Here is a 22,529-nt window from a genome sequence, read left to right as displayed (position 1 = left end):
CGGCGGGGCGGGCGGCGCGGGCGGCAAGCTGTTGGGCCTGCCGGGCCCGCACGGCTGACGGCTTTCAGGCCAGCCGGGTGACCTCCACGATCACGTCGAGATCGGTCGCGCCTTCCCCGGAATAGATGCCCTTGAGCGGGGCGACGTCGGTGTAGTCGCGCCCGGCGCCGACGCTGACGTACTGCTCGGTGATCTCGCTGTCGTTGGTGGGGTCGAAACTCCACCAGCCACCGGTCCAGGCCTGAATCCACGCGTGGCTTCGCCCGTCGACGGTGTCGCCCACGACGGCGTTGCGTCTCGGGTGCAAATACCCGGACACGTAACGTCCCGGAATTCCCATGGCGCGCAACAACATCAGCGACAGGTGCACGAAGTCCTGGCAGACGCCCTTACCCTCGTTCAGCGCGTCCAGCCCGGAGGAGTGCACCCCCGTGGTCCCCGGCAGATAGTCCAGCTCGCCGCGCACCCACTTGCCCGCCACCACGACGGCCTCGGCGGGGTCATAGGACTTGGCGATCTTCTTGGCGACCGACGCGACGCGCTTGCCGGTCGGCGTGTGCGCGGTGGGACGCAGCAATTCGTCGAAACGATCGATCACGGCCTCGGACCGCAGGTCGCTCCAGCTGACCTCGGCCACCGCCGGCTCCCCCCGTTCGGTCTCGACGACCGACGACGAGGTCACCGTGAGATCGGTGTGCGGCGCGTGCAGGTCGAATGCGGTGACGGCGGTGCCCCAATAGTCGATGTAGCGGTGCGACCTTGTCGCCGGGATGGTTTCGACGCGATTGAGGATGACGTTTTGCCTGGTGTCCGATCGCGGGGTCAGGCGGGCCTCGTTATAGGAGGCCGTCACCGGGGACTGGTAGGCGTAGCCGGTGGTGTGCACCACGCGCAGCCGCCACATCAGTTTTCGCCCTGCCTGCCGACCAGTCGGGCGCCCTGGCCGGCGTCCGACCACGCAACCCAGGGGGTCACGTGGAAGTACTGCAGCGACAACGCTTCTCCGACATCCCGACAGGTTCGCTGCAGGCCCGCCAAGCGGCTATCCAGCGACTCGAGCAACACACCCGGTTGGACGAATTCCAGTTCGCTGCGGGCCTTCCCGAGCAACCGCTGCGCTTCGGCGGTGGCCCCGATCCGGCTCTGCGGGCTGTGCACCAGCTCGTCAAGGTTGTCCTCGGCCAGCCTCAACGAGTAGAACACCGAGCGTGGAAACAGGCGGTCCAGCAACATGAATTGGACCACCCGGCCCGCGTCCAACACCCCCCGGTAGGTCCGCAGGTAGGTGTCGTGTGCGCCCGCCGAGCGCAGCAGGGTCACCCACGCCGGCGACGACGCGCTGTCGCCGACCCGCGACAGCAGCAGCCGCACCGTCATGTCGACCCGCTCGATCGCGCGGCCCAGCAGCATGAACCGGTATCCGTCGTCGCGCGACAGCGTCGAGTCGGCCAGCCCGGCGAACATCGCCGCGCGGCCCTCGATGAACGCCAGGAACTCATGCGGCCCAAGGCGTTTCGCGGCGCGCTCGCGTTCTGCCAGGGCGTGGTAGGTGGTGTTGAGGCACTCCCAGATTTCGCTGGACGTCACCTCGCGGGCCGACTTCGCGTTCTCCCGCGCCGCGGTGATGGCATCGACGATCGAACACCCGCCCGACGCGTTGGTGCTGAAGGCCACCAGGTCGGTCAACGACCACACGTCGAGGTCGTGATCCGGTGGGTCGATGCCGAGGACGCGCAGCAGCAACCGGGATGCCTGGTCCGGGTCGACGCTGGAATCCTCGAGCAGCTGGTGCAGCGCGACGTCCAGGATTCGTGCGGTGTCGTCGGCGCGCTCGACGTAGCGACCGATCCAGTAGAGCGCCTCGGCGTTGCGGGCCAGCATCAGCGCATCCTCTGCTGTTGCTGCTGCTGGGGCTGCTCGTCCGGCGCCCCGTTGGGCTGCGCCTGCTGCTGCGACAGCCGTGGCGACCCGTCGAGCACCGGATCCGGGATGGACTTCGGCAACGACCGCACCACCTCCGCGGCGCCCAGCTCCCGGGCGCCGGCCGCGGCGCGCGGCGCCAACACCCAGGTGTCCTTCGACCCGCCGCCCTGGCTGGAGTTGACCACCCGCGAGCCCTCGACCAGGGCTACCCGGGTCAATCCGCCCGGCAGCACCCATACGTCGTCGCCGTCGTTGACCGCGAACGGCCGCAGGTCGACGTAGCGGGGCGCCAGCGAGCTGCCGATCTGCGTCGGCACGGTCGACAGCTCCATCATCGGCTGCGCGATCCAGCTCCGCGGATCGTCGCGGATCTTCTTGGCGACGGCGGCCAACTCTTTGTCGGACGCCTCCGGGCCGAAGACGATGCCGTAACCGCCGGACCCTTCGACCGGCTTGAGCACTAATTCGTCGATGCGGTCGAGGACCTCTTCGCGCTCGTCGTCCAGCCAGCATCGGTACGTCTCGACGTTGGCCAGCAGGGGCTTCTCGCCCAGGTAGTACTCGATCATGGTCGGCACGTAGGTGTAGACGAGCTTGTCGTCGCCCACGCCGTTGCCGATCGCGCTGGAGATGACGACGTTGCCGGCGCGGGCGGCGTTGACCAGGCCGGCCACCCCGAGCACCGAGTCGGCTCGGAACTGCAGCGGGTCCAGGAACGTGTCGTCGATGCGCCGGTAGATGACGTCGACCTGGCGCTCGCCCTCGGTGGTGCGCATGTACACCTGGTTGTCGCGGCAGAACAGGTCGCGGCCTTCGACGAGCTCGACGCCCATCTGGCGGGCCAGCAGCGAATGCTCGAAGTAGGCCGAGTTCGCCACGCCGGGGGTCAGGACGACGACGGTGGGATCTGCCTCGTTGGTGGCCGCGGAATTGCGCAGCGCGCGCAGCAGGTGCGAGGCGTAGTCGTCGACCGCCCGCACCCGGTGGGTGGCGAACAGGTTGGGGAAGACCCGCGCCATGGTGCGCCGGTTCTCCATCACGTACGACACCCCCGAGGGCGAGCGCAGGTTGTCCTCCAGGACGCGGAAGTTGCCCTTCTCGTCGCGGATCAGGTCGATGCCGGCGACGTGGATCCGCACCCCGTTGGGCGGGACGATGCCGAAGGCCTCCCGGTGAAAGTGTTCGCAGGAGGTGATCAGGCGGCGCGGAATGATGTCGTCGTTGAGGATTTCCTGATCGCCGTATATGTCGTCGAGGTACATCTCGAGCGCCTTGACCCGCTGGGTGATGCCGCGCTCCAACCGGCTCCACTCGGCCGCCGAGATGACGCGCGGCACCAGGTCGAGCGGGAACGGCCGCTCCTGGCCCGACAACGAGAACGTGATGCCCTGGTCGATGAACGCGCGGCCCAGCGCCTCGGCGCGGGCCTTCAGCTCGGACGCGTCGGACGGCGCCAGCTCGGCGTAGATCCCCTTGTACGGGCCGCGGACCGTGCCCTGGGCGTCGAACATCTCGTCGAAGGCCTTGGAGTAAACCTCGGCGTACGAGTCCGACGCGGTGTAGCCGCGGAAGATGCGTTCGGAGCGCGCATCCGGCCGCGCCACGGCGCCGCGCGATCCCCGCCTGGTGTCCTCAAGCTGGCTCGGAAGACTCACTTTAGAGATGGTGCCTCACGTCGGCGTTGTAGCAGGCCACGGGTTCCCCTTTTGGGAAAAAACGTAACCGACTGCTAACCTGGGCAGTCGCTATTGGGTGTGGGGCCGCCCCCCGAGAAGCACCGCAATCACCGATTCGAAGAAGGAACTCACGCGTGGCCAACATCAAGTCGCAGCAGAAGCGCATCAAGACCAACGAGCGCGCCCGGCTGCGCAACAAGTCGGTGAAGTCCTCGCTGCGTACCGCCGTCCGCGCGTTCCGGGAGGCCGCCGAGGGCGGCGACAAAGAGAAGGCCGCGGAGTTGCTGGTCTCGACCAACCGCAAGCTGGACAAGGCGGCCAGCAAGGGCGTGATCCACAAGAACCAGGCCGCGAACAAGAAGTCGGCGCTGGCGCGGGCGCTCAACAAGATCTGAGCACCCGAGCTTCTCTGGGCCGGTCAGCGGCCCCGGTCGGCCACCAATTCGGCAACCTGCCGGACCGCCGATTCCAGCGCGTAGTCCGCGTCGGCGACGGCCCCCTTCACGTTGGCGTTCAGCTCCGCCACGACTTTCATCGCGGCCGCAACCGTTTCGCGCGTCCAGCGCCGGGCCTGCTTCTGGGCCTTCTGCACACGCCAGGGCGGCATGCCCAGCTGCGACGCCAGGCGGTACGGGTCGCCGGATAGCGGTCCCACCCGGCCGATGGTGTGCACGGCCTCGGCCAGCGCGTCGGCCAGCACCACCAGCGGCTCGCCGCGCATCATCGCCCACCGCACCGCCTCGGTGGCCCCCGCGACGTCGCCCGCCACCGCCTTGTCGGCGATGTCGAAGCCCTTCACCTCCGCCTTCCCGCTGTGATAGCGGCGCACCGCGGCGGCATCGACGTGGCCGGCGGTGTCGGCGACCAGCTGCGAGCACGCAGCGGCCAGCTCGCGCACGTCGGACCCGACGGCGTCGAGCAGCGCCGTCACTGTCTCCTCGTCGACCTTGACCCGCAGCGCGCGGAACTCCTTGCGGATGAAGTCGACGCGTTCGCTGAGCTTGGCGATCCGCGCGCAGGGATGCACCTCGGCGCCCAGCGACTGCAGCTCGGTGGCGAGCGCCTTGGCGCGCCCGCCGCCCGAGTGCACCACCACCAGCACCGTGCCGGCCGGCACGTCGGCGGCCGCCGCGGCGATGACCGCGGCCGCGTCCTTGCCGGCTTCGGCGGCCGCCTCCAGCACCACGATGCGCTCGTCGGCGAACAGCGACGGGCTGAGCAGCTCGGCGAGCTCGTAGGTGCCGACGTCGCCCGCCCGCATCCGGCTCACCGGGACGTCGTCGGTTCCGGCCCGCTCGCGCGCCGACCGCAGCACGTCGGCCACGGCCCGCTCGACCAGCAGCTCCTCGTCCCCCAGCACCAGGTGCAGGTGCGCAACCTCGCTCACCCCCCGATGGTGTCACGCGACACCGACTAACCGGCGAGCGCTCCCGACAGCGACCAGGCCAGCGCGCACACGGCCGCCGCTCCCCCGGCCCATCCGAGCGCCCGGCGACACCAACGCCAGCGACACGCCAGTCTGCCCACCAGAAGCACCGCTACGGTGGCCGAGGCGACCAGCACCACGCCGGGCGCACCGGCCGGAACCGGCAGCGTCGCCGCGGGCACGCCGGCCGACCACCTCGCCACGTTCACGACCCACCACAGTTCCGGGCCGGTGAAACGGATCAACAGCTGCGCGCCGGCAGGCCACGCGACACACAGCAGGGCCGCCGCGCTGCCCAACACGGTGATCGGCGCGATCACCGGCGCGACCGCGAGGTTGGCGGCCACGGCGACCAGGCTGACGCGGCCCGAGACGCCGGCGACCAGCGGGGCGGTCACCACGTGTGCGGCGCAGGCGACGGCGAGCGCATCCGCCAGCGGCTTGGGCCAGCCCCTGCCGACCAGGCGCCGCGACCAGGCCGGCGCGATCAGGATCAGCGCGGCCGTCGCCAGCACCGACAGCGCAAAGCCCACGTCGACGGCGAGGTGCGGGGCGACCGCCAGCAGGATCAGCACCGCGGCGGACAGGGCCGGAATCGCCTGCCGCCGACGCGACGACAGCACCCCCGTCAGCGCGATGGCGGCCATCACGGCGGCCCGCAGCACGCTTGCCGTCGGCTGCACCACGATGACGAACGCCACCAGCGCGACCGCGGCGAGGGCGACGGCGGCGCGCGGCCCGATCAACCGGGCCGAGAACAGCACCGCCCCGCACACGATCGTGACGTTGGCCCCCGAAACCGCGGTCAGGTGCGTCATGCCGGCCGCCCGAAACTCGCGGCTGGTCTGACCGGTTACGGCCGAGGTATCGCCGAGAACCAGGGCGGGCAGCATCGCGGCCTGGTCCACTGTCAGGGTCTCGCGGGCGGCGGCGGCAAACCGGCCGCGCACGGCGTGGGCGGTGCGCTGCACCACCCCGGCGGTGCCCATGGTCGGACGGCCCGATGCGTTGAGCACCGCGACGGTCAGGTCGTGGCGGCCCGGACGGCTGATCCGCGCGGTGAACCGCACCGGCCGGCCCACGGTGAGGTCACCGAAGTCCGACGCCCGGGCGAAGACCACCACTCGACCGGACATCCTATCGTCGCGCAGGCGCTGCAGGGTGGCGCGAAACATCAACCGGCCCGGCCCGAGGGGCAACGGGCTCTCGGTGGGGCTGACCGTCACCGGGGCGGCCGTGCCGAACGTCGCGGTGATCGGGTGGTGAGCGACCGCGTCGCTGCGCAGCGCGATGGCCAGACCAAACCCCGCGCCCACCACGCCGACCGCCACGAGGCCGGCGCCGACCGTCCGCAACCGGGGGGCCCGAGCCGGCCCGAGCGCCGCGTGGCAGGCCAGCGCCGCACCCACGCCGAGCAGCACGACACAACACGCCGCGACCGCCCGTCCGACCGGCCAGCAGATACCGGCGGCGGTGACCAGCCAGCCGGTCAGCGCGGCCGGGACCAGCCGCACATCGACGTGTGCGGACGCCGGGTCGCGCACCGCGGTCAGACACGGACCAGCGGGCGCAGTTTCTCCAGCCGCGCCGGGCCGATGCCGTCGACGTCGGCGAGCTGGTCGACGCTGGTGAATTTCCCGTTCGCCTGCCGCCACGCGACGATGGCCGCGGCCGTGACCGGCCCGACCCCGGGCAGCGCGTCCAGCTGCTCCTGGGTCGCGGTGTTGAGGTCGAGCGCCTCACCGACCTTCGGCTTCACCGTCCCCGAGACCGGCCCCGGCGGCCCGGCCGCCGCCGACGTCCCGGCGGACACCGAGCTGCCAAGCGCCGTCCGCTGCCCCGGGACGGGAGCGAGCCCGACCACGATCTGCTCGCCGTCGCCGACCGGCCGGGCCATGTTCAACCCGATGGTGTCGGCGCCGTTCACCGGTCCCCCGGCGGCCTGCAGTGCGTCGGCGATGCGGGCGCCGGGCGCCAGGGTGACCAGCCCGGGGGTGTGCACCAGCCCGACCACGCTGACCACCACCGGCCGGTCGGAAGCGGGCGGCCCGGCACCCGGGTTCGCCGACGACCTGGGGCTCGCGGTCGCGGCCTTCTCCACCGGCGGCAGCTTGGCCGACATCACCGGCGCAGGCCGGTCGCGCACCAGGGTGAACACCGTCACCAGCACCGCGAGGAGGGCCACCACCGCCAACGCGATGGCACCGGCGCGGCCCGGGTCGGCGCGCATCTTCGCCACCCAACCCCGGTGATCGGCGGCGTCGGGAAGCCAGCGCGGCAACAGCGAGTTCGGGTCCTCTGACTCGTCCGAGTCCGGGGACTGTTCCTCCGGGTCCGATTCGTCAGCTGGCTCGGCGCCGAGGCGTCGCTGTAGCCGCTCGGCGGGCAGTTCTGTTCGCATGTGCCGACCGTAGGCGCGCCGACCGCCACCACGGCCGCGCGCGACTTCGCCGCGGAACCAGGATGTGGACGAATCCGAGGCTGTGCAAAAGAGGATGCCGGGTTTGGCGTGCGCATGCGGGGGTAGCCAGCCGCGTATGAACCCGGAGGCAAAGCCGACGCCGGACGCGTCGATCGGCGAGCTGATGAGTCAGCTTTCGTCGCAGCTGTCACGGCTAGTTCGCGACGAAATGCAGTTGGCGCAGAAGGAAATCGAGCGATCGGCGAAACACGCCGGCATTGGCGCGGGGCTGTTCGGCGTGGCCGGAATACTTGGCTTAGCGGGCCTGGCCAGCCTGATCGCGGCGGGCATTGCCGCGGTGTCGCTGGCAGTGCCGGTGTGGGCAGCCGCCCTGATCGTCGCCGCGGCGCTGTTCGCCGCGGCCGGGGCGGCGGCGCTGCTCAGTAAGCACCAAGCCGAAGACGTCGCACCGGCGGCACCCTTCACCGTCGCCAACATCAAGAAAGACGTCCAGACAGTGAAAGACGCCCGCCATGACCGGAGCTGAACGGCCGCGGGGTCCCGGAACTCCACCGGTTGGGCCCGACGCCAGCATCCACGAACTACAGGCCGACATCGAGCAGACGCGCGAGCAACTCAGCGCCACCGTCGAAGCGATCGCCGGTAAGGCCGATAGGATCCGGTCCGCTGCGCCGCGCCTGGCGATAGCGGCCGTGCTCGGCGCGGCCACGATCATCGGCTTGGCCTGGTGGCTACGCCGGCGATGAACGCCCGGCGGTGACTGGGGGGGCGCCCGTGCCCCCCGATTAACGTTGAACGGCGTTGTGCGCCTAACCTGCAGGACGAGACTGCCGGTCTGACGCTGAGGATTCACGATCCGGTGGTCGCGCGACAAAGGAGGCTGCCATGCAACTGGCGCTCACACCGGAGGAAGCCGCGTTCCGCGACGAGCTTCGCACCTTCTACACCACCCAGATACCCCAAGAGCTGCGGGACCGGGTACGCCAGGGCTCGGCGTCGGTGCGCCGCGAAGACATCGTGACCAGCCACAAGATCCTGCACGAGCACGGTCTGGCGGTCCCGAGTTGGCCCGTCGAATGGGGCGGCAAGGACTGGACGCCGACCCAGCACCAGATTTGGGCCGACGAAATGCAACTGGCGTGCGTGCCCGAGCCGCTGAACTTCAACACCAAGATGGTCGGCCCGGTGATCGCCGAATTCGGTTCCGAGGAGATCAAACAACGCTTCCTGCCGCCGACGGCCAGCCTCGACATCTGGTGGTGCCAGGGCTTCTCCGAGCCCGAGGCCGGCTCCGACCTGGCGTCGCTGCGCACCACCGCGGTCCGCGACGGCGACCACTACATCGTCAACGGCCAGAAGACCTGGACAACGCTCGGCCAGTACGCGGACTGGATCTTCTGCCTGGTGCGCACCGATCCGCAGGCGCCCAAGCGGCAGGCCGGAATCTCGTTTCTGCTCTTCGACATGAAGACGCCGGGCATCACCCTGCGGCCGATCAAGACGATCGACGGCGGCCAGGAGATCAACGAGTTGTTCTTCTCCGATGTCCGGGTGCCCGCCGATCAGCTTGTCGGACACGAGAATCAGGGCTGGACGTACGCGAAGTTCCTGCTCGGCAACGAACGCACCGGCATCGCCGGCGTGGGACGCACCAAGGTGCGCCTCGCCGAGGTGAAAAAACACGCCGCCGAAACCGGGGTGCTCAACGATCCCCTGTTCGCGGCGCGACTCGCCGAGGCCGAAAACGAGGTCCTGGCACTGGAACTCACGCAATCGCGGGTGGTGTCGGATTCCGCGGACGGCCAGCCCAACCCGGCGTCGTCGGTGCTCAAGCTGCGCGGCAGTCAACTGCAGCAGATCGCGACCGAGCTGCTGGTCGAGGTCGCCGGCCCGGACGCGCTGCCGGCCGACGGGGAAGACATTTCATCACCCTCGTGGGCGCAACACAGCGCGCCGCACTACCTCAACTACCGCAAGACGACGATCTACGGCGGCAGCAGCGAGGTACAGCGCAACATCATCGCGTCCACCATTCTCGGATTGTGAGGCAGCCATGGACTTCCAATTGACCGACGAGCAGTCCCTGCTGCGCGACACCACCCGCGACCTGCTCTCCCGCACATACGACCCGGAAAGCCGCAACAAGGTCATCGGGTCCGACCTCGGCTGGAGCCGCGAGGTGTGGAGTCAGCTCGCCGACACCGGGATCCTCGGCCTCGGGTTCGAGCCGGACGAGGCCGGCCAGATCGAGATCATGGTGGTGCTAACCGAGGTCGGGCGCCGGTTAGCGCCCGAACCCATCCTGCACGCCGCGCTCGCACCGGGTGCGCTGATCGCCGAGCTGGGCAGCGACGCCCAGAAGCAACAGCTCGACGAGGTCGCGGCCGGCCAACACCTGCTGGCCTTCGCCCACCTGGAACCGGGGCACCGCGCCCCGTCGGCCACGGTCACCACTACCGCTGCGCGGCAAGGTGATTCGTGGACGTTGAGCGGACGCAAGAACCCCGTGCTGGCCGGCGACTGCGCAGACGCGTTGGTGGTCAGCGCCGCGTTGCCCGACGGCGGCACCGGCCTGTTCCTCGTCGACGCGGATTCGGTCACCCGGCATCCTTACCGGACCTTCGACGGACAGCGCGGCGCCCAGGTCGATCTCGACGGCGCCGCCGCCGAACCGCTTGGCGAAGGCGGGGACGCCTCGCTCGCCATCCGCAACGCCGTCATCCGGATCCAGTCGGCGTTGTGCTCCGAAGCTGTCGGGGCCATGGAGGAAGCGCTTCGCCTGACCACCGACTACCTCAAGACTCGCAAGCAGTTCGGTGTCACGCTCAACAAGTTCCAGGCGCTCACCCAGCGGGCCGCCGACATGTATGTGTCGCTGGAAGTGGCGCGCAGCATGAGCTTCTACGCCGCGATGTCGATCGCCGACGGCAACCTGGACCCGCTGATCGCGTCGCGCGCCAAGGTGCAGATCGGCCGGTCGGGGCGGCACATCGCACAGGAATCGATCCAGATGCACGGCGGAATCGGCGTCACCGCCGAATATCCCGTCAGCCACTACGCGGCCCGGCTCACCGCGATCGAACACACGCTGGGCACCTCCAGCGACCACCTGCACAACCTGATCGACCATCTCGGCGACTACGACCTGGCCCGGCTGTAGCGCACGGCCGAACCCGCAGAACTCTCCGACCGGGTCGTTGAGTTCCTCTCGGTGTTTTTCGGAGGCTGCCCGCACCGTGAATGTTCGGCTACGTCGCCGCCGACGGGCGGCCGCTGGTCGCGCCGGTTTGGTTTGTTGTCGACGACGGCCAACTGGCGTTCACCACCGGCCGGGACACCTCGAAAGGCCGTGCACTGGCTAGGGATTCGCGGGTCGTGATCTGTGTCGACGATCCGCATCCGCCGTATTCGTTCGTCCAGGTGCAGGGCCTGGCGTCGGTGAGCGAGGATCAACCGGACGTGCTCGACGTCGCGACGCGCACCGGTGCGCGCTACATGGGCGCCGACCGCGCGGACGAGTTCGGCCGCCGCAACGCCGTCCCCGGCGAACTGGTGGTGCGGGTGCGCCCCACCAAGGTCATCACCGGATTCGATATCGCCGACTGAGGCGTCGGGGCATCAACTCGGGTCCGGCCGCGCAGCGGATTCCTGGCTCGTCGCAATGGATTCCGGGCTCGGCTCCGCCGCAGCCGATCCGGCCTCCTCCGCGGGCGCTTCCGCCTCCTGCGGGGCCGCCGGGGCCGGCTCCGATTCCGCATCCGGTAGCTGGCTTGCCAGGTACTCGGCGAGCCCGCCGATCGTCGGATAGTCGAATACCGCGGTGGCGTTGATCGTGAACGCCCCACCGAACTGGCTGTAGAGCCGGTTGCGCAATTCGACCGCCATCAGCGAATCAGTACCCAGGTCCAGGAAGCGGCTAGTTGCGGCGGGCGGTTGCGCGAGCCTCAGGAAGCCCTGCACTTCGCGCTGCAGAAATTCGGTGATGAAGCCGGCGCGCTGGGCCACCGGTATCTCCTGCAGCTGCCGGAGCAACTCGCTGTCGCCGGTCGGCTCGGTGACGGCACTCGGCAACACCAGGTCGAGAATCGGCGGGCGGGAACTGCCCAGCAGCTTCGCGGCGCGCTGCCAGTTGGCCTTGATCACGGTCGCCTGCGCGGTCCCGCTGGCGACGGCCTCGGCCAGCGCGTTGAGGGCGGCCGCGGGTTCCAGCGGAATCAGGCCCTGCGCACCGAGATTGGCGCGCGCGGCCTCCGAAGACGCCATGCCGCCCTTGCCCCACGGACCAAGGTTGACACCGGTCGCCGGCAAGCCGTACGCCCTTCGCTCCGCCACCAGCCCGTCAAGCAGCGCGTTGGCGGTCGAGTAGTTGGCCTGGCCGGGTGAGCCGAGCAGGCTGGCCACCGAGGAGGACACGATGAAGAAGTCGAGATCGTCTTCTCTCGTCAACCTGTCCAAGTAGCTGGCGCCGAAAGCCTTGGGCGCCAACGTCGTCCGGAAACGCTCGAGGCTCTGCTGGGACAGCAGCGCGTCGTCGAGCACGCCCGCCAGATGGGCCACCCCCGCGAGCGGCGGCAACTCCGCACGGATCCGCTCCAGCAGCTTTTCGACTTGCGCCCCGTCGCCGACGTCCGCCGCGAACGTGTGGACGCGGCAGTGGTATCGCTCGACGATGTCCTCGATCGCCCGTTGCGCGTCCGCGTCGGGTGCGCGCCGGCTGGTCAACACGATGTCACCGGCGCCGAGTTGGGCCAGATACGCCGCCAGGTGCAGGCCGATCGCCCCGAGTCCACCGGTGATCAGGTAGCTCCGATCGCCGCGCGGCTGAAGCGGTTTCGGCATTTGCAGCACGATCTTGCCGATGTGCCGGGCCTGCTGCATGCGGCGGAACGCCGTCCTCGCCTCGGTCAGCGGGTAGATCTCCGCCGGCAGTGGCGCCCACTCACCGGCGGCCAGCCCCTCCGACACCTCCGCCAGCAGGCCGCGGATGCGTTCGGGCTCCTGGAACGTGACCGTGTCCAGCGCGACGATCTCGTAGGCGATGTCGGGACGGGCCGCCGCCATCTGCTCGGGGGTCCAGATGTCGCGCTTGGCGATCTCTGCGAAGCGGCCATTCTGTGCGGTGGCCCGCACGGTCGCTTCGACAAACCCCTCGTTGGTCAGGCTGTTGAGCACCACGTCGACGCCGGCGCCGTCGGTGTCGGCCAGGATCTGGTCGGCGAAATCCGTGCTGCGCGAGTCGTAGACGTGTTCCACGCCCAGCTTGCGCAGCGTCGCGCGTTTGTACGTGCTGGCGGTGGCGAACACGATCGCGCCGTGCTGCTGCGCCATCTGGATGGCGGCCAGTCCGACACCGCCGCTGGCGGCGTGGACGAGGACGCGGTCACCGGGCTGAAGCTGCGCCCAGTCGAATGCGAGCCGGGCCGTCAGCGCCGCAGCGGGGATCGTCGCCGCGTCCACCGCGCTCAGCCCGTCCGGAATCGGCGCCAGCAGCTGGGCCGGCACGTTGAACCGGCTGGCGAACGCACCCTGCATGAAGCCGAAAACGCGCTGACCGACCTCGAGTCCGGTGACGCCGCCGCCCAATTGGGTGACCACGCCGGCGAAGTCGCCGCCGATCGGACCCGGATCGCCGGGGTAGAGGCCCAGCACATTGAGCACGTCCCGGAAATTCAACCCCGCGGCCTCCACGCGGACCTGGACGTAGCCGTTGCCCGGCGGCGGCACTTCCGCCTCGGTCAGGCGCAGGTTGTCGATCGCGCCGCGCTCGGTGGGTGCCAGGACGTAATCGGTTGACCGCGGCAACGCGAGATGACCGCTACGCGACCACTGCAGCAACCGGGACGCCAGGAACTTGCCTTGCCGCACAGCGAGTTCGGGCTCTTCCATCGGTGCGCCGAGCAGACCCGCCAGCGAGTGCACGGCCTGCTCCGACCCGTCGCAATCGACCAGCCTGCAGCGCAGGGCCGGTTCCTCGTTGACGATGGTGCGCCCGAGTCCCCACAGCGCCGCCTGCACCGGGTCGACCGGCTCGCCGGACTCGGTCGCGACGGCGCGCTCGGTGATGATCCACAGCCCGTTCGGAAGTTTGAGCTTCCCGTCGGCCTGTACCGCGTGCACGACACTGAGCAACTGGGCGATCCCCGCCTCGAGGCGGGCGGCCGCTTGCGCGTCCGACTCCTCCGCGCTCGGTCCGGCGCTGCGCCAGACGATCCCGGAGAACGGCATGCCGCGCTCCTTGGCCTGCGCCAACAGCTGCCCCACGGGCTCCGGGTCGGTGGCCGGATCAAACGCGATGCAGCCCGGCAGCTCGGCCGCGAGTTGATCGAAGCCGGCAACCAGCCAGGTGCCGTTCAGGTTCCCGGGGCCCTCGGCGTCACCGCTGGACGGCGGGGCCGGCACCTCGTGCCAGCCGAGGGTGTACAGCAGCCGGGTGGCGTCGCCGCCCAGCCCGCGCAGCAACGCCTCCCGGGGCGCCCGCTTGACGGTGAACTCACGAATCCCGCCGAGGCGGCGGCCATCGCGATCGACGAAGTCGAGATCGAAGACCTGGGTTTCGCTGTCGAGGCCGCTGGTGTGCCACTTCGCGCGGCAGTAAAACCGCCGCGGCATCTTCTCGCGCAGCTCGACCTGCCCGTATCGCAACGGCAAGAACAGGTCGGAGACGCCCTGTTCGGCCGCCAGCAGCGCCGGGAACGCCGGGAACGCGACACCGGTGCACAGGTCCATCAGCACCGGATGCATCGGCTCTGTTCCGAGATGTTCGGCCAGTTCCTCGCCGACGGTAATGTCGCCGATCGCCTCGCCCTCACCGAGCCACAGCGACTTCAGCGAACCTGACCAGTTGGGCCCCCAGGCCAGCTCCATGTCGGCGAAGGTTTCGAACAGCTGCTGCGGACGCATGCGGTTCATCCGCTCGATCGCCGTGTCGATCGAATCCTCGGACTCCGCGGGTCCCGCGCCGGCATCAGCGACATCAGCGACAGGGCTGAGTCCGGTGTTCAGGGTCCCGTCGGCATTCAGCGACCATTCGGCATCGCTGACGCCGTAGGGGCGGCTGTGCACGCGGAAGCTCCAGCCCCCTCCGTCCTCCAGCGGGTGCAGGGTCAGCTGCACCTCGCGAGAAGCCCTCTCGGGCAGGATGATCGGCTCGTAGAAAAACACGTCCTGTACCCGCGCCGGCGGCCCGACGGCGGCGAGCGCCATGGCCGCGTACGTCGCGCCCGGAACGACGACAGTGCCGTAGATGACGTGATCGGAAAGCCACGGCTGCGACTTGACGGAGAGTCGGCTCGTGTAGACGGAATCGCCGGAGGCGAGCTCCTTTGCGCTGCCGAGGATTCCGGATACTCCGGCGCCCGGTCCGTCGATGCCGGCGATCCCGGCGGTCTTGGGCCAGAAGTGACGGCGCTGGAACGGATAGGTGGGCAGTTCGAGCCTGCGACGGGGTTGACGGTGTAGCGCGGCGAACGTGGGCCGGTGGCCGCTGACGTAGGCCGCGGCCACCGCCTCGGCGATCTGGCGCCGGTCGCCGATGCCCTTGCGCAGCGAGACGATCGCGCGCGGCGCGGCGAGGTGTTCCGGCCAGACCTGCACCGCGGCGCCGGTCAAAACCGGTTGCGGACCGATCTCCATCAACACCGAGCAGCCCAGCGCGGCCACGGTGCGCACGCTTTCGGCGAACTGCACCGGCTGGCGCGAATGCCGCCGCCAATACTGTGCGTCCAGAGGGGTTTCCGCGGTCAGCACGGCGCCGGTGCGGTTGCACACCAGCGGCAACGTCGGCACGGCGAACTCGAACTGCGCCGCGTACGACTCGAATTCACCGAGGACCGGTTCCAGCAGCTCCGAGTGGAACGCGTGGCTGGTTTCCAGCCAGCTGCACCGGATCCCGTCGCCACCGCACCTGGCGAAGATCTGTTCCAGGTCGTCGCCGGGTCCCGAGAGCACCGTGTTCGGGCCGTTGTAGGCGGCAACCGACACCAGGGGGAAGTCGTTGGCGATCTCCTCGACGTACTTGGCGTCGGCGAACACCGCCACCATTCGCCCGCCGTCGGGCAGGCTGCCGAACAGCCGGCCGCGCTCGGCGATCAGCCGGGCCCCGTCCTCGAGGCTGAAAACCCCGGCCACACACGCCGCCGCGTACTGGCCCACGCTGTGCCCCAGCACCACGTCGGGCTCGATGCCCCAGGACTGCCACAGCCGGGCCAGACCCATCTCGACTGCGAAAAGCGCGGGCTGCGCAAAAGAGGTGTGCCGCAGCATCTTCCCGGCCTCACCGGCCGTTTCCCGGTCCGTTGCGAACAGCACCTCCAGCAACGGGCGCGGCAGCATTCCGTCGACCGCTTCGGCGCAGCGGGTCACCGTGTCCGCGAAAACCGGCTCCGCATCGAACAACTCGCGCGCCATCCCCGGGTACTGGCTGCCCTGCCCGGTGAACAACCACGCCGTCGTCGGCGGGTCCGTGCACTCGCCGCGCACCACTCCCGGCCGCATCCGGTTCTCGGCCAACTCGGCCAGCGCTTCCCGGGCGCCCTGAACCGAATCCACGACCAACGCGGCCCGGTGCTCGAAATGCGAACGCCCGGCCCCGGCCGTGAAGCACACGTCGGCGATGTCGACCTTCGGGTGGGCATTCAGCCATTCCCCGTATCGCTGCACCAACGCCACCAACGCCTCCGGTGAGCGCGCGGACAGCGGCAGCACCTCGACCGGTTCGTCCTGAGCGTCCGACTCCGCTGCCGCGGTATCGTCGCGAAAGACGTCGCTGGTCGAGTATTCGTCGGCGGTCGAGAGCGGTGGCGCCTCCTCGATCAGCACGTGCGCGTTGGTGCCGGTGAAGCCGAAGGAGCTGACGCCCGCCCGTCGGGGGTTTCCGTTGGCCTGCCACGGAATCGCCTTGTCGACGACGCGCACCGGTAGCGAATCCCACGGGATGTGCGGCGACGGCGTCTCGAAGTGCAGGCTCTGCGGCAGCATTTCGTGCTGTAGCGACAGCACGACCTTGATCAGACCGGCGACCCCTGATGCCGACTCGAGGTGGCCGATGTTGGTCTTCACCGACCCGATCAGCAGGGGCCGGTCGGCGTCCCGCGCGGCGCCGAAGACGGCCCCCGCCGCCTGCACCTCGATCGGGTCACCCAGCGCGGTACCCGTCCCATGCGCCTCCAGGTAGTCGACATCCCGGCCGGTGAGACCGGCGCGGGCCAACGCCGAGCTGATAAGCCGTTGCTGCGCACCACCATTGGGTACCGTCAAACCGCTCGATGCGCCATCCTGATTGACCGCGCTGCTGGGAATGACCGCGCAAACCCGGTCACCGTCGCGCACTGCGTCGCTCAGCCTCTTGAGCACCAGGATCCCGCAGCCTTCACTGCGCACATAGCCGTCGGCGGAGGCGTCGAAGGTCTTGCACCGCCCGACGGGCGACAACATCCTGGCGCGTGACGCGGCGATGATGGTTACCGGACTCAGCAACACGTTCACCCCACCGGCCAACGCCAAATCGCAGTCACCGGAGTGCAATGCCTGGCAGGCCTGATGGACGGCCACCAGCGACGAGCTGCACGCGGTGTCGACCGCGACGGCCGGTCCCTCGAGTCCGAGTGCGAACGCGACCCGGCCCGAAATGGCATTGAGTGCATTGCCGGTGATGAAGTGGGGCTCGAGCTTCTCGACCGAGCCGGCCGACAGCAGATGCGAGTACTCGTTGGCACCCACCCCGACGAAGATGCCGCTTCGGCTGCCGCGCAAGGCCCCTGGGGAATAGCCGGCCCGCTCCAGGCCCTCCCACGCGGTTTCCAGCATCAGCCGCTGTTGCGGATCGATCCACACAGCCTCGCGCGGGGAAATACCGAAGAATTCCGGGTCGAACCCGTCGATTTCGTCGATGAATCCGCCGAAGCGGCTGTAGATCTTGCCCGGGGTCTCCGGGTCCGGGTCGTAGAACTCGTCGACGTCGAAACGGTCCTCCGGAATTTCCCGGATCGCATCGACACCGCCCGCCAACAACTCCCAGAACGCTTCGGGATTCGGCGCGCCGGGAAAACGGCACGCAACCGCGACGATCGCGATGGGCTCGTCCGTGCGCGTCGGCACCGCCGCCGCCGGCCGGGGCTTGCTCTCGGTCTGCTCGCCGATCCCGAGCACGTCGGCGAGCAGGTAGTCCGCCACGTCCACCAGGCGTGGGTGGTCCATCGCCAGCGTCGCCGGTATCTCCTTGCCCACTCCTTGCTCGAGGCGCTGCCGCAATTCGATCGCCATCAGCGAATCCATGCCGAGATCGAAGAACCCGGCGTCCTCGCGGATCTCCGACGCGTCAACGCGCGTCACCTCCGCCACCGCCTCGCGCAGATAATCGACGAGAAGTTTCTTGCGCTGCTGCACCGGTGCATTGGTGAGCTGCTCGACCAGTCGAGTCGGCCCGGACGGCCGCGACAAGGGCAGCGCGGCAACGGAATCCGGCACCTCGCGCTCCAGCTCGGCGAGCAATGACCGGCGTCCCGCTTGCTGGTAGAGCGGCAGGAAGCGGGCCCAATCGATCCGGGCCACAACGCCATTGGCCACCCCCTGCGCGGCAGCAGCCGCCATGAGCTCGGCCATCCCCGCCAGCGCGTCTGAGGGAGCCAATGTCCGGACCCCGCGCCGATCCAGTCGGGCACGGGCATCCGCGTCGGCCATGCCCGCCGACCAGGGACCGAAATTGACGCTGATCGCGGGAACGCCGTGCTCGCGCAGTCGCCAGGCCTGCCCGTCCAGGAAGGCGTTGGCCGCGCCATAGGCGGTCTGACCGAACCCGCCCCACACCGAGGCGATCGACGAGGTGTTCACGAAGAAGTCCAGCTGCAGGCCGAACGTGTCAAGGGCGGCTTCGCTCAAATTCCAAGCGCCCCAAACCTTCCCGGCGAACACCCGGTCGACCTCGTCGTCGTCCAGGGCGCGCAGCGGGGTGGTGCCGATTTCGCCGGCGGCGTGGACGATGCCCTTCACCGGCGGCAGTTCGGCCTGCACGGTGGCCAACAGGCGCGCGACGTCGTGCGCATCGGAGACATCGGCCGCGATGACCCGGACTTCGCAACCGTGCTGTTCATGGATGCCATCGATGCGCTGTTGCGCGGCGTCACTGGGGGCGCGCCGGCCGGTCAACACCAGATGCCGGGCGCCGTGCGCCGCCAAATAGCCGGCGATCTCCAGTCCGATCGAACCCAACCCTCCGGTCACCAGATAGGTTGCGTCGCCGCGCAGCGCCAGCGGTGCGGCGGCCGGCGAGCCGGCCCGTCGAACCAGCCGGGGCACGTAGACGGCCTGATCACGCAGCGCGACTTGGTCTTCCCTGACGCCCGACTCGCGCGGTGCGGCCGTCAGCCGGTCGATCAGCCGCGACCATTCGTCGGCGTCGTCTTCGCTGCCTCGCGGCAAGTCGGCCAGTCCACCCCACACCTGCGGATGCTCCAGCGCGGCGGCGCGACCGAATCCCCAGAGGCAGCTTTGATCCGGCGACACGCTGTCCGCGTCGGTGACCCGTTGCGCGCCACGGGTTACCACCCAGATGGGCGCGCGCAGTTCGGCGGACACCGCGGCGCGGAACAGCCGCCGTGTTCCACCTAGGATTCGGTGTTGCATCCGCAACAGCGACCGCGCCGACGGTGCGGTGTCGGAATCGAGGGCCGCGACGTGCAGGACTCGCAACGTCGATTCGTCAGCCTCCGCGGCGCGCAAGGCGGCCGCGAGGTGCTCCTCGTCGGCGTCGGACACCGGCAACCCGAGAATCCGGTGCTGGTGCCCACGGGAGGTCAGCACGTCGACCAATGGCCGAACCGCTTCGGCATCGTTGCCGATGAGCAGCCACGCCGGCAGCGCGGCGTCGGGGTCCGGGACCTTTGCGGGCTCGGCGGTGGACGTCTCCCAGCGAACCTCGTAGCGGTCATCCGCGATGGAACGCGTGTCACGCTGTTGGTTGTGTTGTGCGGCAAGCTTTCTCAGCACATGCAAGGTCTGCTGGTCGCCGCTCGTGCCGTCGAGCAGCGCCGCGAGTTCCTCGATCCGGCCGTCCTCCAGAAGCCGGACGGTTTCGGTGCTGGTGGCGGTGTTCTGCTGCTGGTTGGGCCGCTCCCGATTATCGCGATACCAGTACTCGCGATGCTGGAACGGGTAGGTCGGCAGGTCGAGCTTGCGCGCCGGTCCTGTGACGGCGGCGAAGTCGGGCAGGTGGCCCATGACATACGCACCCGCGAGGGCTTCGCCGATCTGGCGGTGGTCGGCGGCGCCGCGACGCAATGAGGCGATCGCCCGCGGCGCGGTGCCCGGGTCGGGCCAGGCCCGCAGGGCCGCGGCGGTGAGCACCGGTTGCGGGCCGATCTCGAGCAACACCTTGCAATTCAGCTCGGCGAGGGTGCGCACGCTCTTGGCGAATTCCACTGGTTGGCGCGCGTGGCGACGCCAGTAGGCGCCGTCGAGTCTCACGCTCCTACCGAGCGCGGCCCCGGTGCGGTTGCACACCAAAATCCGTTGCGGCGGACTGAAATCAAACCGATTCGCGTACGACTCGAAGTCGTCGAGGATCGGATCGAGCAACGACGAGTGGAAGGCGTGGCTGGTGTCCAACCAGTCGCATCGCACACCATCGGCCGCCAGCCGGGCCACCGCCTGGTCCAGATCCTGCGCCGGCCCCGAAAGCACGGTGTTGGCACCGTTGTAGGCGGCCACCGACAGGCTCGGGAATTCGTCGGTGAGGGCCTCGACCCGCTCGGCGGCCGCGAACACCGCGACCATGCGACCACCCTCGGGCAGACTGCCGAACAGCCGGCCGCGCTCGGCCATCAGCAGCGCGCCGTCCTCCAGGCTGAACACGCCCGCCACGCAGGCCGCCGCGAATTGACCCACGCTGTGGCCCAGCACGACGTCCGGTTCGAACCCCCACGACTGCCACAGCCGGGCCAGGCCCATCTCCACCGCGAACAGGGCCGGCTGGGCGTAGGAGGTCTGCCGCAACGTCTCTTCGCTGTCGGGGCCATCCACGTCGAAAATCACATCCAGCAGCGGTTTTTCGAGAACGTCCGCGACCACCGCCGCGCAGCGGTTCACCGTCTCGGCGAACACCGGCTCGGTGTCGAAGAGCTCTCGGGCCATGCCCGGGTACTGGCTGCCTTGACCGGTGAACAGCCACGCGGTCTTCGGCGTGTCGTCGGACAGCCCGCGCAGCAGGCCGGGCGCCGGCCGGTCGTCCGCGAGCGCACCGAGCAGCTCGGCGGCGGATTCCTTCGAGTTGACCACCAACGCGGCGCGGTGCTCGAAGTGCGCTCGCCCCACCCCGGCGGTGAAGCAGACGTCGGTCAACGAGGCTTCCGGGTGCGCGCTCAACCAGCTGCGGTATTGATCGGCGATCTGCACCAGCGCGGCCGGCGTGCGCGCCGAGAGCGGAAGCACCCGGAACCGTTGGTCGCCCGGACCGGGCGCGACCGCGACCTGCCCCGCCTCTGCGGGCGCTTCCTCGATGATCACGTGCGCGTTGGTCCCGGCGAAGCCGAACGAGCTGACTCCCGCAATGCGTGGCCGGCCGTCGCGCTCCCAGGCGGTGGCCTCCTGCACGACCTGCACCGCAAGCCGCTCCCATGGAATGTGTGGCGACGGAGTGCGGAAGTGCAGGTGTCGCGGCAGCAACTCGTGCTCGAGCGCCAGGATGACCTTGATCACGCCCGCGATCCCCGCGGCGGCCTCCAGATGGCCGATATTCGTTTTAACCGAACCGATTAACAGCGGACGGCTGGGGTCGCGCCCCTCGCCGAACACCGCGCCTGCCGCCTGCGCCTCGATCGGATCGCCCAGCGAGGTCCCGGTTCCGTGTGCCTCCAGGTAGCCGACGTCGCCGGGTGCGATGCCGGCGCGCTTGCACGCCTCGGCGATAACCTTTTGCTGCGCAATGCCATTCGGGACGGTCAAGCCACCCGATGCACCGTCCTGGTTGATCGCGCTGCCCCGGATCACCGCCCTGATGCGGTCACCGTCGCGGATCGCGTCCTCGAGCCGCTTCACGACAATGACACCGCAACCCTCGCCGCGCACGTAGCCGTCGGCGGCCGCATCGAAGGTCTTGCACCTGCCGTCTGGCGCGAGCATGTGTGCGTGGGAAAAGGTGATCATGGTGGCCGGGGTGAGCATGACGTTCGCGCCGCCGGCCAGCGCGAGGTCGCATTCCCCCAACCGCAGCGCCTGGCATGCCTGATGGATCGCCACCAACGACGAACTGCATGCGGTGTCGACGGCGACCGAAGGGCCCTGCAGCCCCATCCGATAGCTGATCCGGCCCGCTGCCGCGGCGTTCGACGTCCCGATCGCCATATAGGCCTCGATCTCGGGATAAGCCAGCTCGCCGGAAGCCATCCCCAGGTAGTCATGGGTGGCCAAACCGACGAACACGCCGGTGTTGGAATTCGCCAAAGCCGTTGGCGCGGTGCCCGAATGCTCCACCGCCCGCCACGCCGTCTCCAGCAGCAGCCGATGCTGCGGGTCCATCAACCTGACTTCGCGCGCCGACATGCCGAAAAACGGCGCGTCGAACCCGGTTACGTCATCGACGAAGCCCGCCCGACGGGTGACAACCTTGCCGGGCACATCGGGATCCGGATCGAAGAACTCGTCGACATCCCACCGGTCCTCGGGCACCTCCGATATCGCATCCCGGCCTTCGGCCAGCACCCGCCAGAATTCGTCCGCATCCGCCGCACCCGGAAAACGCGCCGCGTACCCGACGATCGCGAAGCCCCCAGAAGCCGACGCCCGCTCCATCGGGTCCTCGACGGATGTCATGCGGTTGTCCTCCCCGTTTCGACCGGAAAATTTGATGCCCGCGGGCCCTTGCGGCACCGGAGCCGTGGCTACTTCGAACCACGTCCTAGGCCGCTCACTGCACACACCCAGGACCAGAGCTGGCAGAACCCCCCCGGGTACTGCCTTACAGCGACTGTCATCGCGAATCTACACATCCAGCCCGGGTTGCCGCAGCCGAATCGCCTACGCGGACCAGTATTACAAGCGCCGGCCGGTTCCCGGCGCCGCGACGCGCAGATGTCATGATCTGCGGCTGTCG

At 69.4% G+C, this 22,529-nt stretch carries 13 protein-coding genes; 6 read left to right on the top strand and 7 right to left on the bottom strand.

Features of this window, described 5'->3' with window-relative positions; all coding sequences use genetic code 11:
• Positions 1–64: 64 nt before the first annotated feature.
• Genes N415_RS03430 through N415_RS03420 form a run of 3 tightly spaced genes read right to left on the bottom strand, consistent with a single transcriptional unit; the run spans position 65 to position 3,587 of the window.
• Positions 65–904, bottom strand: coding sequence for a transglutaminase family protein (locus N415_RS03430; RefSeq protein WP_068177228.1), 840 nt, complete (start codon positions 902–904; stop codon positions 65–67).
• Positions 904–1,881: an alpha-E domain-containing protein gene (locus tag N415_RS03425; protein WP_068177226.1), complete on the bottom strand. Its 978-nt coding sequence runs from the start codon at positions 1,879–1,881 to the stop codon at positions 904–906. The genes N415_RS03430 and N415_RS03425 overlap by 1 nt, the downstream gene beginning before the upstream one ends.
• Entirely contained in the window at positions 1,881–3,587 is a 1,707-nt protein-coding gene (locus tag N415_RS03420) for a circularly permuted type 2 ATP-grasp protein (RefSeq protein ID WP_068177225.1), read from the bottom strand. The genes N415_RS03425 and N415_RS03420 overlap by 1 nt, the downstream gene beginning before the upstream one ends.
• Positions 3,588–3,733: 146 nt before the next feature.
• Here N415_RS03420 and rpsT point away from each other — a divergent pair, with 146 nt between their 5' ends.
• On the top strand, positions 3,734–3,994 hold the full coding sequence (gene rpsT, locus N415_RS03415) for a 30S ribosomal protein S20 (RefSeq protein ID WP_068107880.1): 261 nt from the start codon (positions 3,734–3,736) through the stop codon (positions 3,992–3,994).
• 23 nt (positions 3,995–4,017) lie between these two features.
• Here the strand turns inward: rpsT and holA are convergent, their stop codons facing one another.
• From holA to N415_RS03400, 3 genes are read right to left on the bottom strand one after another with little or no spacing between them, the layout of a single operon-like run.
• The gene (gene holA / locus N415_RS03410) at positions 4,018–4,968 is read right to left on the bottom strand and encodes a DNA polymerase III subunit delta (protein ID WP_152531227.1); all 951 of its coding nucleotides are present in this window, start codon (positions 4,966–4,968) and stop codon (positions 4,018–4,020) included.
• A gap of 44 nt (positions 4,969–5,012) precedes the next feature.
• On the bottom strand, positions 5,013–6,539 hold the full coding sequence (locus N415_RS03405) for a ComEC/Rec2 family competence protein (RefSeq protein WP_068177245.1): 1,527 nt from the start codon (positions 6,537–6,539) through the stop codon (positions 5,013–5,015).
• Between the two features lie 35 nt (positions 6,540–6,574).
• Positions 6,575–7,426 carry a ComEA family DNA-binding protein gene (locus N415_RS03400; protein ID WP_068177220.1) on the bottom strand — a complete coding sequence of 284 codons (852 nt, stop codon included), beginning with the start codon at positions 7,424–7,426 and terminating at the stop codon, positions 6,575–6,577.
• A 136-nt stretch (positions 7,427–7,562) separates the two neighbouring features.
• Here N415_RS03400 and N415_RS03395 point away from each other — a divergent pair, with 136 nt between their 5' ends.
• The 5 genes from N415_RS03395 to N415_RS03375 all read left to right on the top strand — a co-directional run bounded on the left by N415_RS03395 (position 7,563) and on the right by N415_RS03375 (position 11,053).
• A complete protein-coding gene (locus N415_RS03395) occupies positions 7,563–7,973 on the top strand; it encodes a phage holin family protein (RefSeq protein WP_068177218.1) in 411 nt (136 codons plus the stop codon).
• The gene (locus N415_RS03390) at positions 7,960–8,193 is read left to right on the top strand and encodes a DUF3618 domain-containing protein (RefSeq protein ID WP_068177216.1); all 234 of its coding nucleotides are present in this window, start codon (positions 7,960–7,962) and stop codon (positions 8,191–8,193) included. Before N415_RS03395 ends, N415_RS03390 begins: the two co-directional genes overlap by 14 nt.
• Positions 8,194–8,332: 139 nt before the next feature.
• Positions 8,333–9,493: an acyl-CoA dehydrogenase family protein gene (locus N415_RS03385; protein WP_068177214.1), complete on the top strand. Its 1,161-nt coding sequence runs from the start codon at positions 8,333–8,335 to the stop codon at positions 9,491–9,493.
• Positions 9,494–9,500: 7 nt separating this feature from the next.
• Positions 9,501–10,607, top strand: coding sequence for an acyl-CoA dehydrogenase family protein (locus N415_RS03380; RefSeq protein WP_068177212.1), 1,107 nt, complete (start codon positions 9,501–9,503; stop codon positions 10,605–10,607).
• 80 nt (positions 10,608–10,687) lie between these two features.
• Complete coding sequence (locus N415_RS03375) at positions 10,688–11,053, top strand: PPOX class F420-dependent oxidoreductase (RefSeq protein WP_068177209.1); 366 nt, start codon at positions 10,688–10,690, stop codon at positions 11,051–11,053.
• A gap of 12 nt (positions 11,054–11,065) precedes the next feature.
• Here the strand turns inward: N415_RS03375 and N415_RS03370 are convergent, their stop codons facing one another.
• On the bottom strand, positions 11,066–22,249 hold the full coding sequence (locus tag N415_RS03370; RefSeq protein ID WP_081665049.1) for a type I polyketide synthase: 11,184 nt from the start codon (positions 22,247–22,249) through the stop codon (positions 11,066–11,068).
• Positions 22,250–22,529 lie beyond the last annotated feature (280 nt).

The sequence above is a fragment of the Mycobacterium sp. UM_CSW genome (genome assembly GCF_000455205.1).
Lineage (GTDB): Bacteria > Actinomycetota > Actinomycetes > Mycobacteriales > Mycobacteriaceae > Mycobacterium.
Note: the sequence above shows the minus strand (reverse complement) of the source record. Positions and strands in the feature narration are given on the sequence as shown.

What these genes read in the sequence shown, in the direction of transcription:
- N415_RS03430 (WP_068177228.1), bottom strand. Translation starts at nt 904, where the DNA reads ATGTGGCGGCTGCGCGTGGTGCACACCACCGGCTACGCCTACCAGTCC.
- N415_RS03425 (WP_068177226.1), bottom strand. Translation starts at nt 1,881, where the DNA reads ATGCTGGCCCGCAACGCCGAGGCGCTCTACTGGATCGGTCGCTACGTC.
- N415_RS03400 (WP_068177220.1), bottom strand. Translation starts at nt 7,426, where the DNA reads ATGCGAACAGAACTGCCCGCCGAGCGGCTACAGCGACGCCTCGGCGCC.
- N415_RS03395 (WP_068177218.1), top strand. Translation starts at nt 7,563, where the DNA reads ATGAACCCGGAGGCAAAGCCGACGCCGGACGCGTCGATCGGCGAGCTG.
- N415_RS03390 (WP_068177216.1), top strand. Translation starts at nt 7,960, where the DNA reads ATGACCGGAGCTGAACGGCCGCGGGGTCCCGGAACTCCACCGGTTGGG.
- N415_RS03385 (WP_068177214.1), top strand. Translation starts at nt 8,333, where the DNA reads ATGCAACTGGCGCTCACACCGGAGGAAGCCGCGTTCCGCGACGAGCTT.
- N415_RS03380 (WP_068177212.1), top strand. Translation starts at nt 9,501, where the DNA reads ATGGACTTCCAATTGACCGACGAGCAGTCCCTGCTGCGCGACACCACC.
- N415_RS03375 (WP_068177209.1), top strand. Translation starts at nt 10,688, where the DNA reads ATGTTCGGCTACGTCGCCGCCGACGGGCGGCCGCTGGTCGCGCCGGTT.
- N415_RS03370 (WP_081665049.1), bottom strand. Translation starts at nt 22,249, where the DNA reads ATGACATCCGTCGAGGACCCGATGGAGCGGGCGTCGGCTTCTGGGGGC.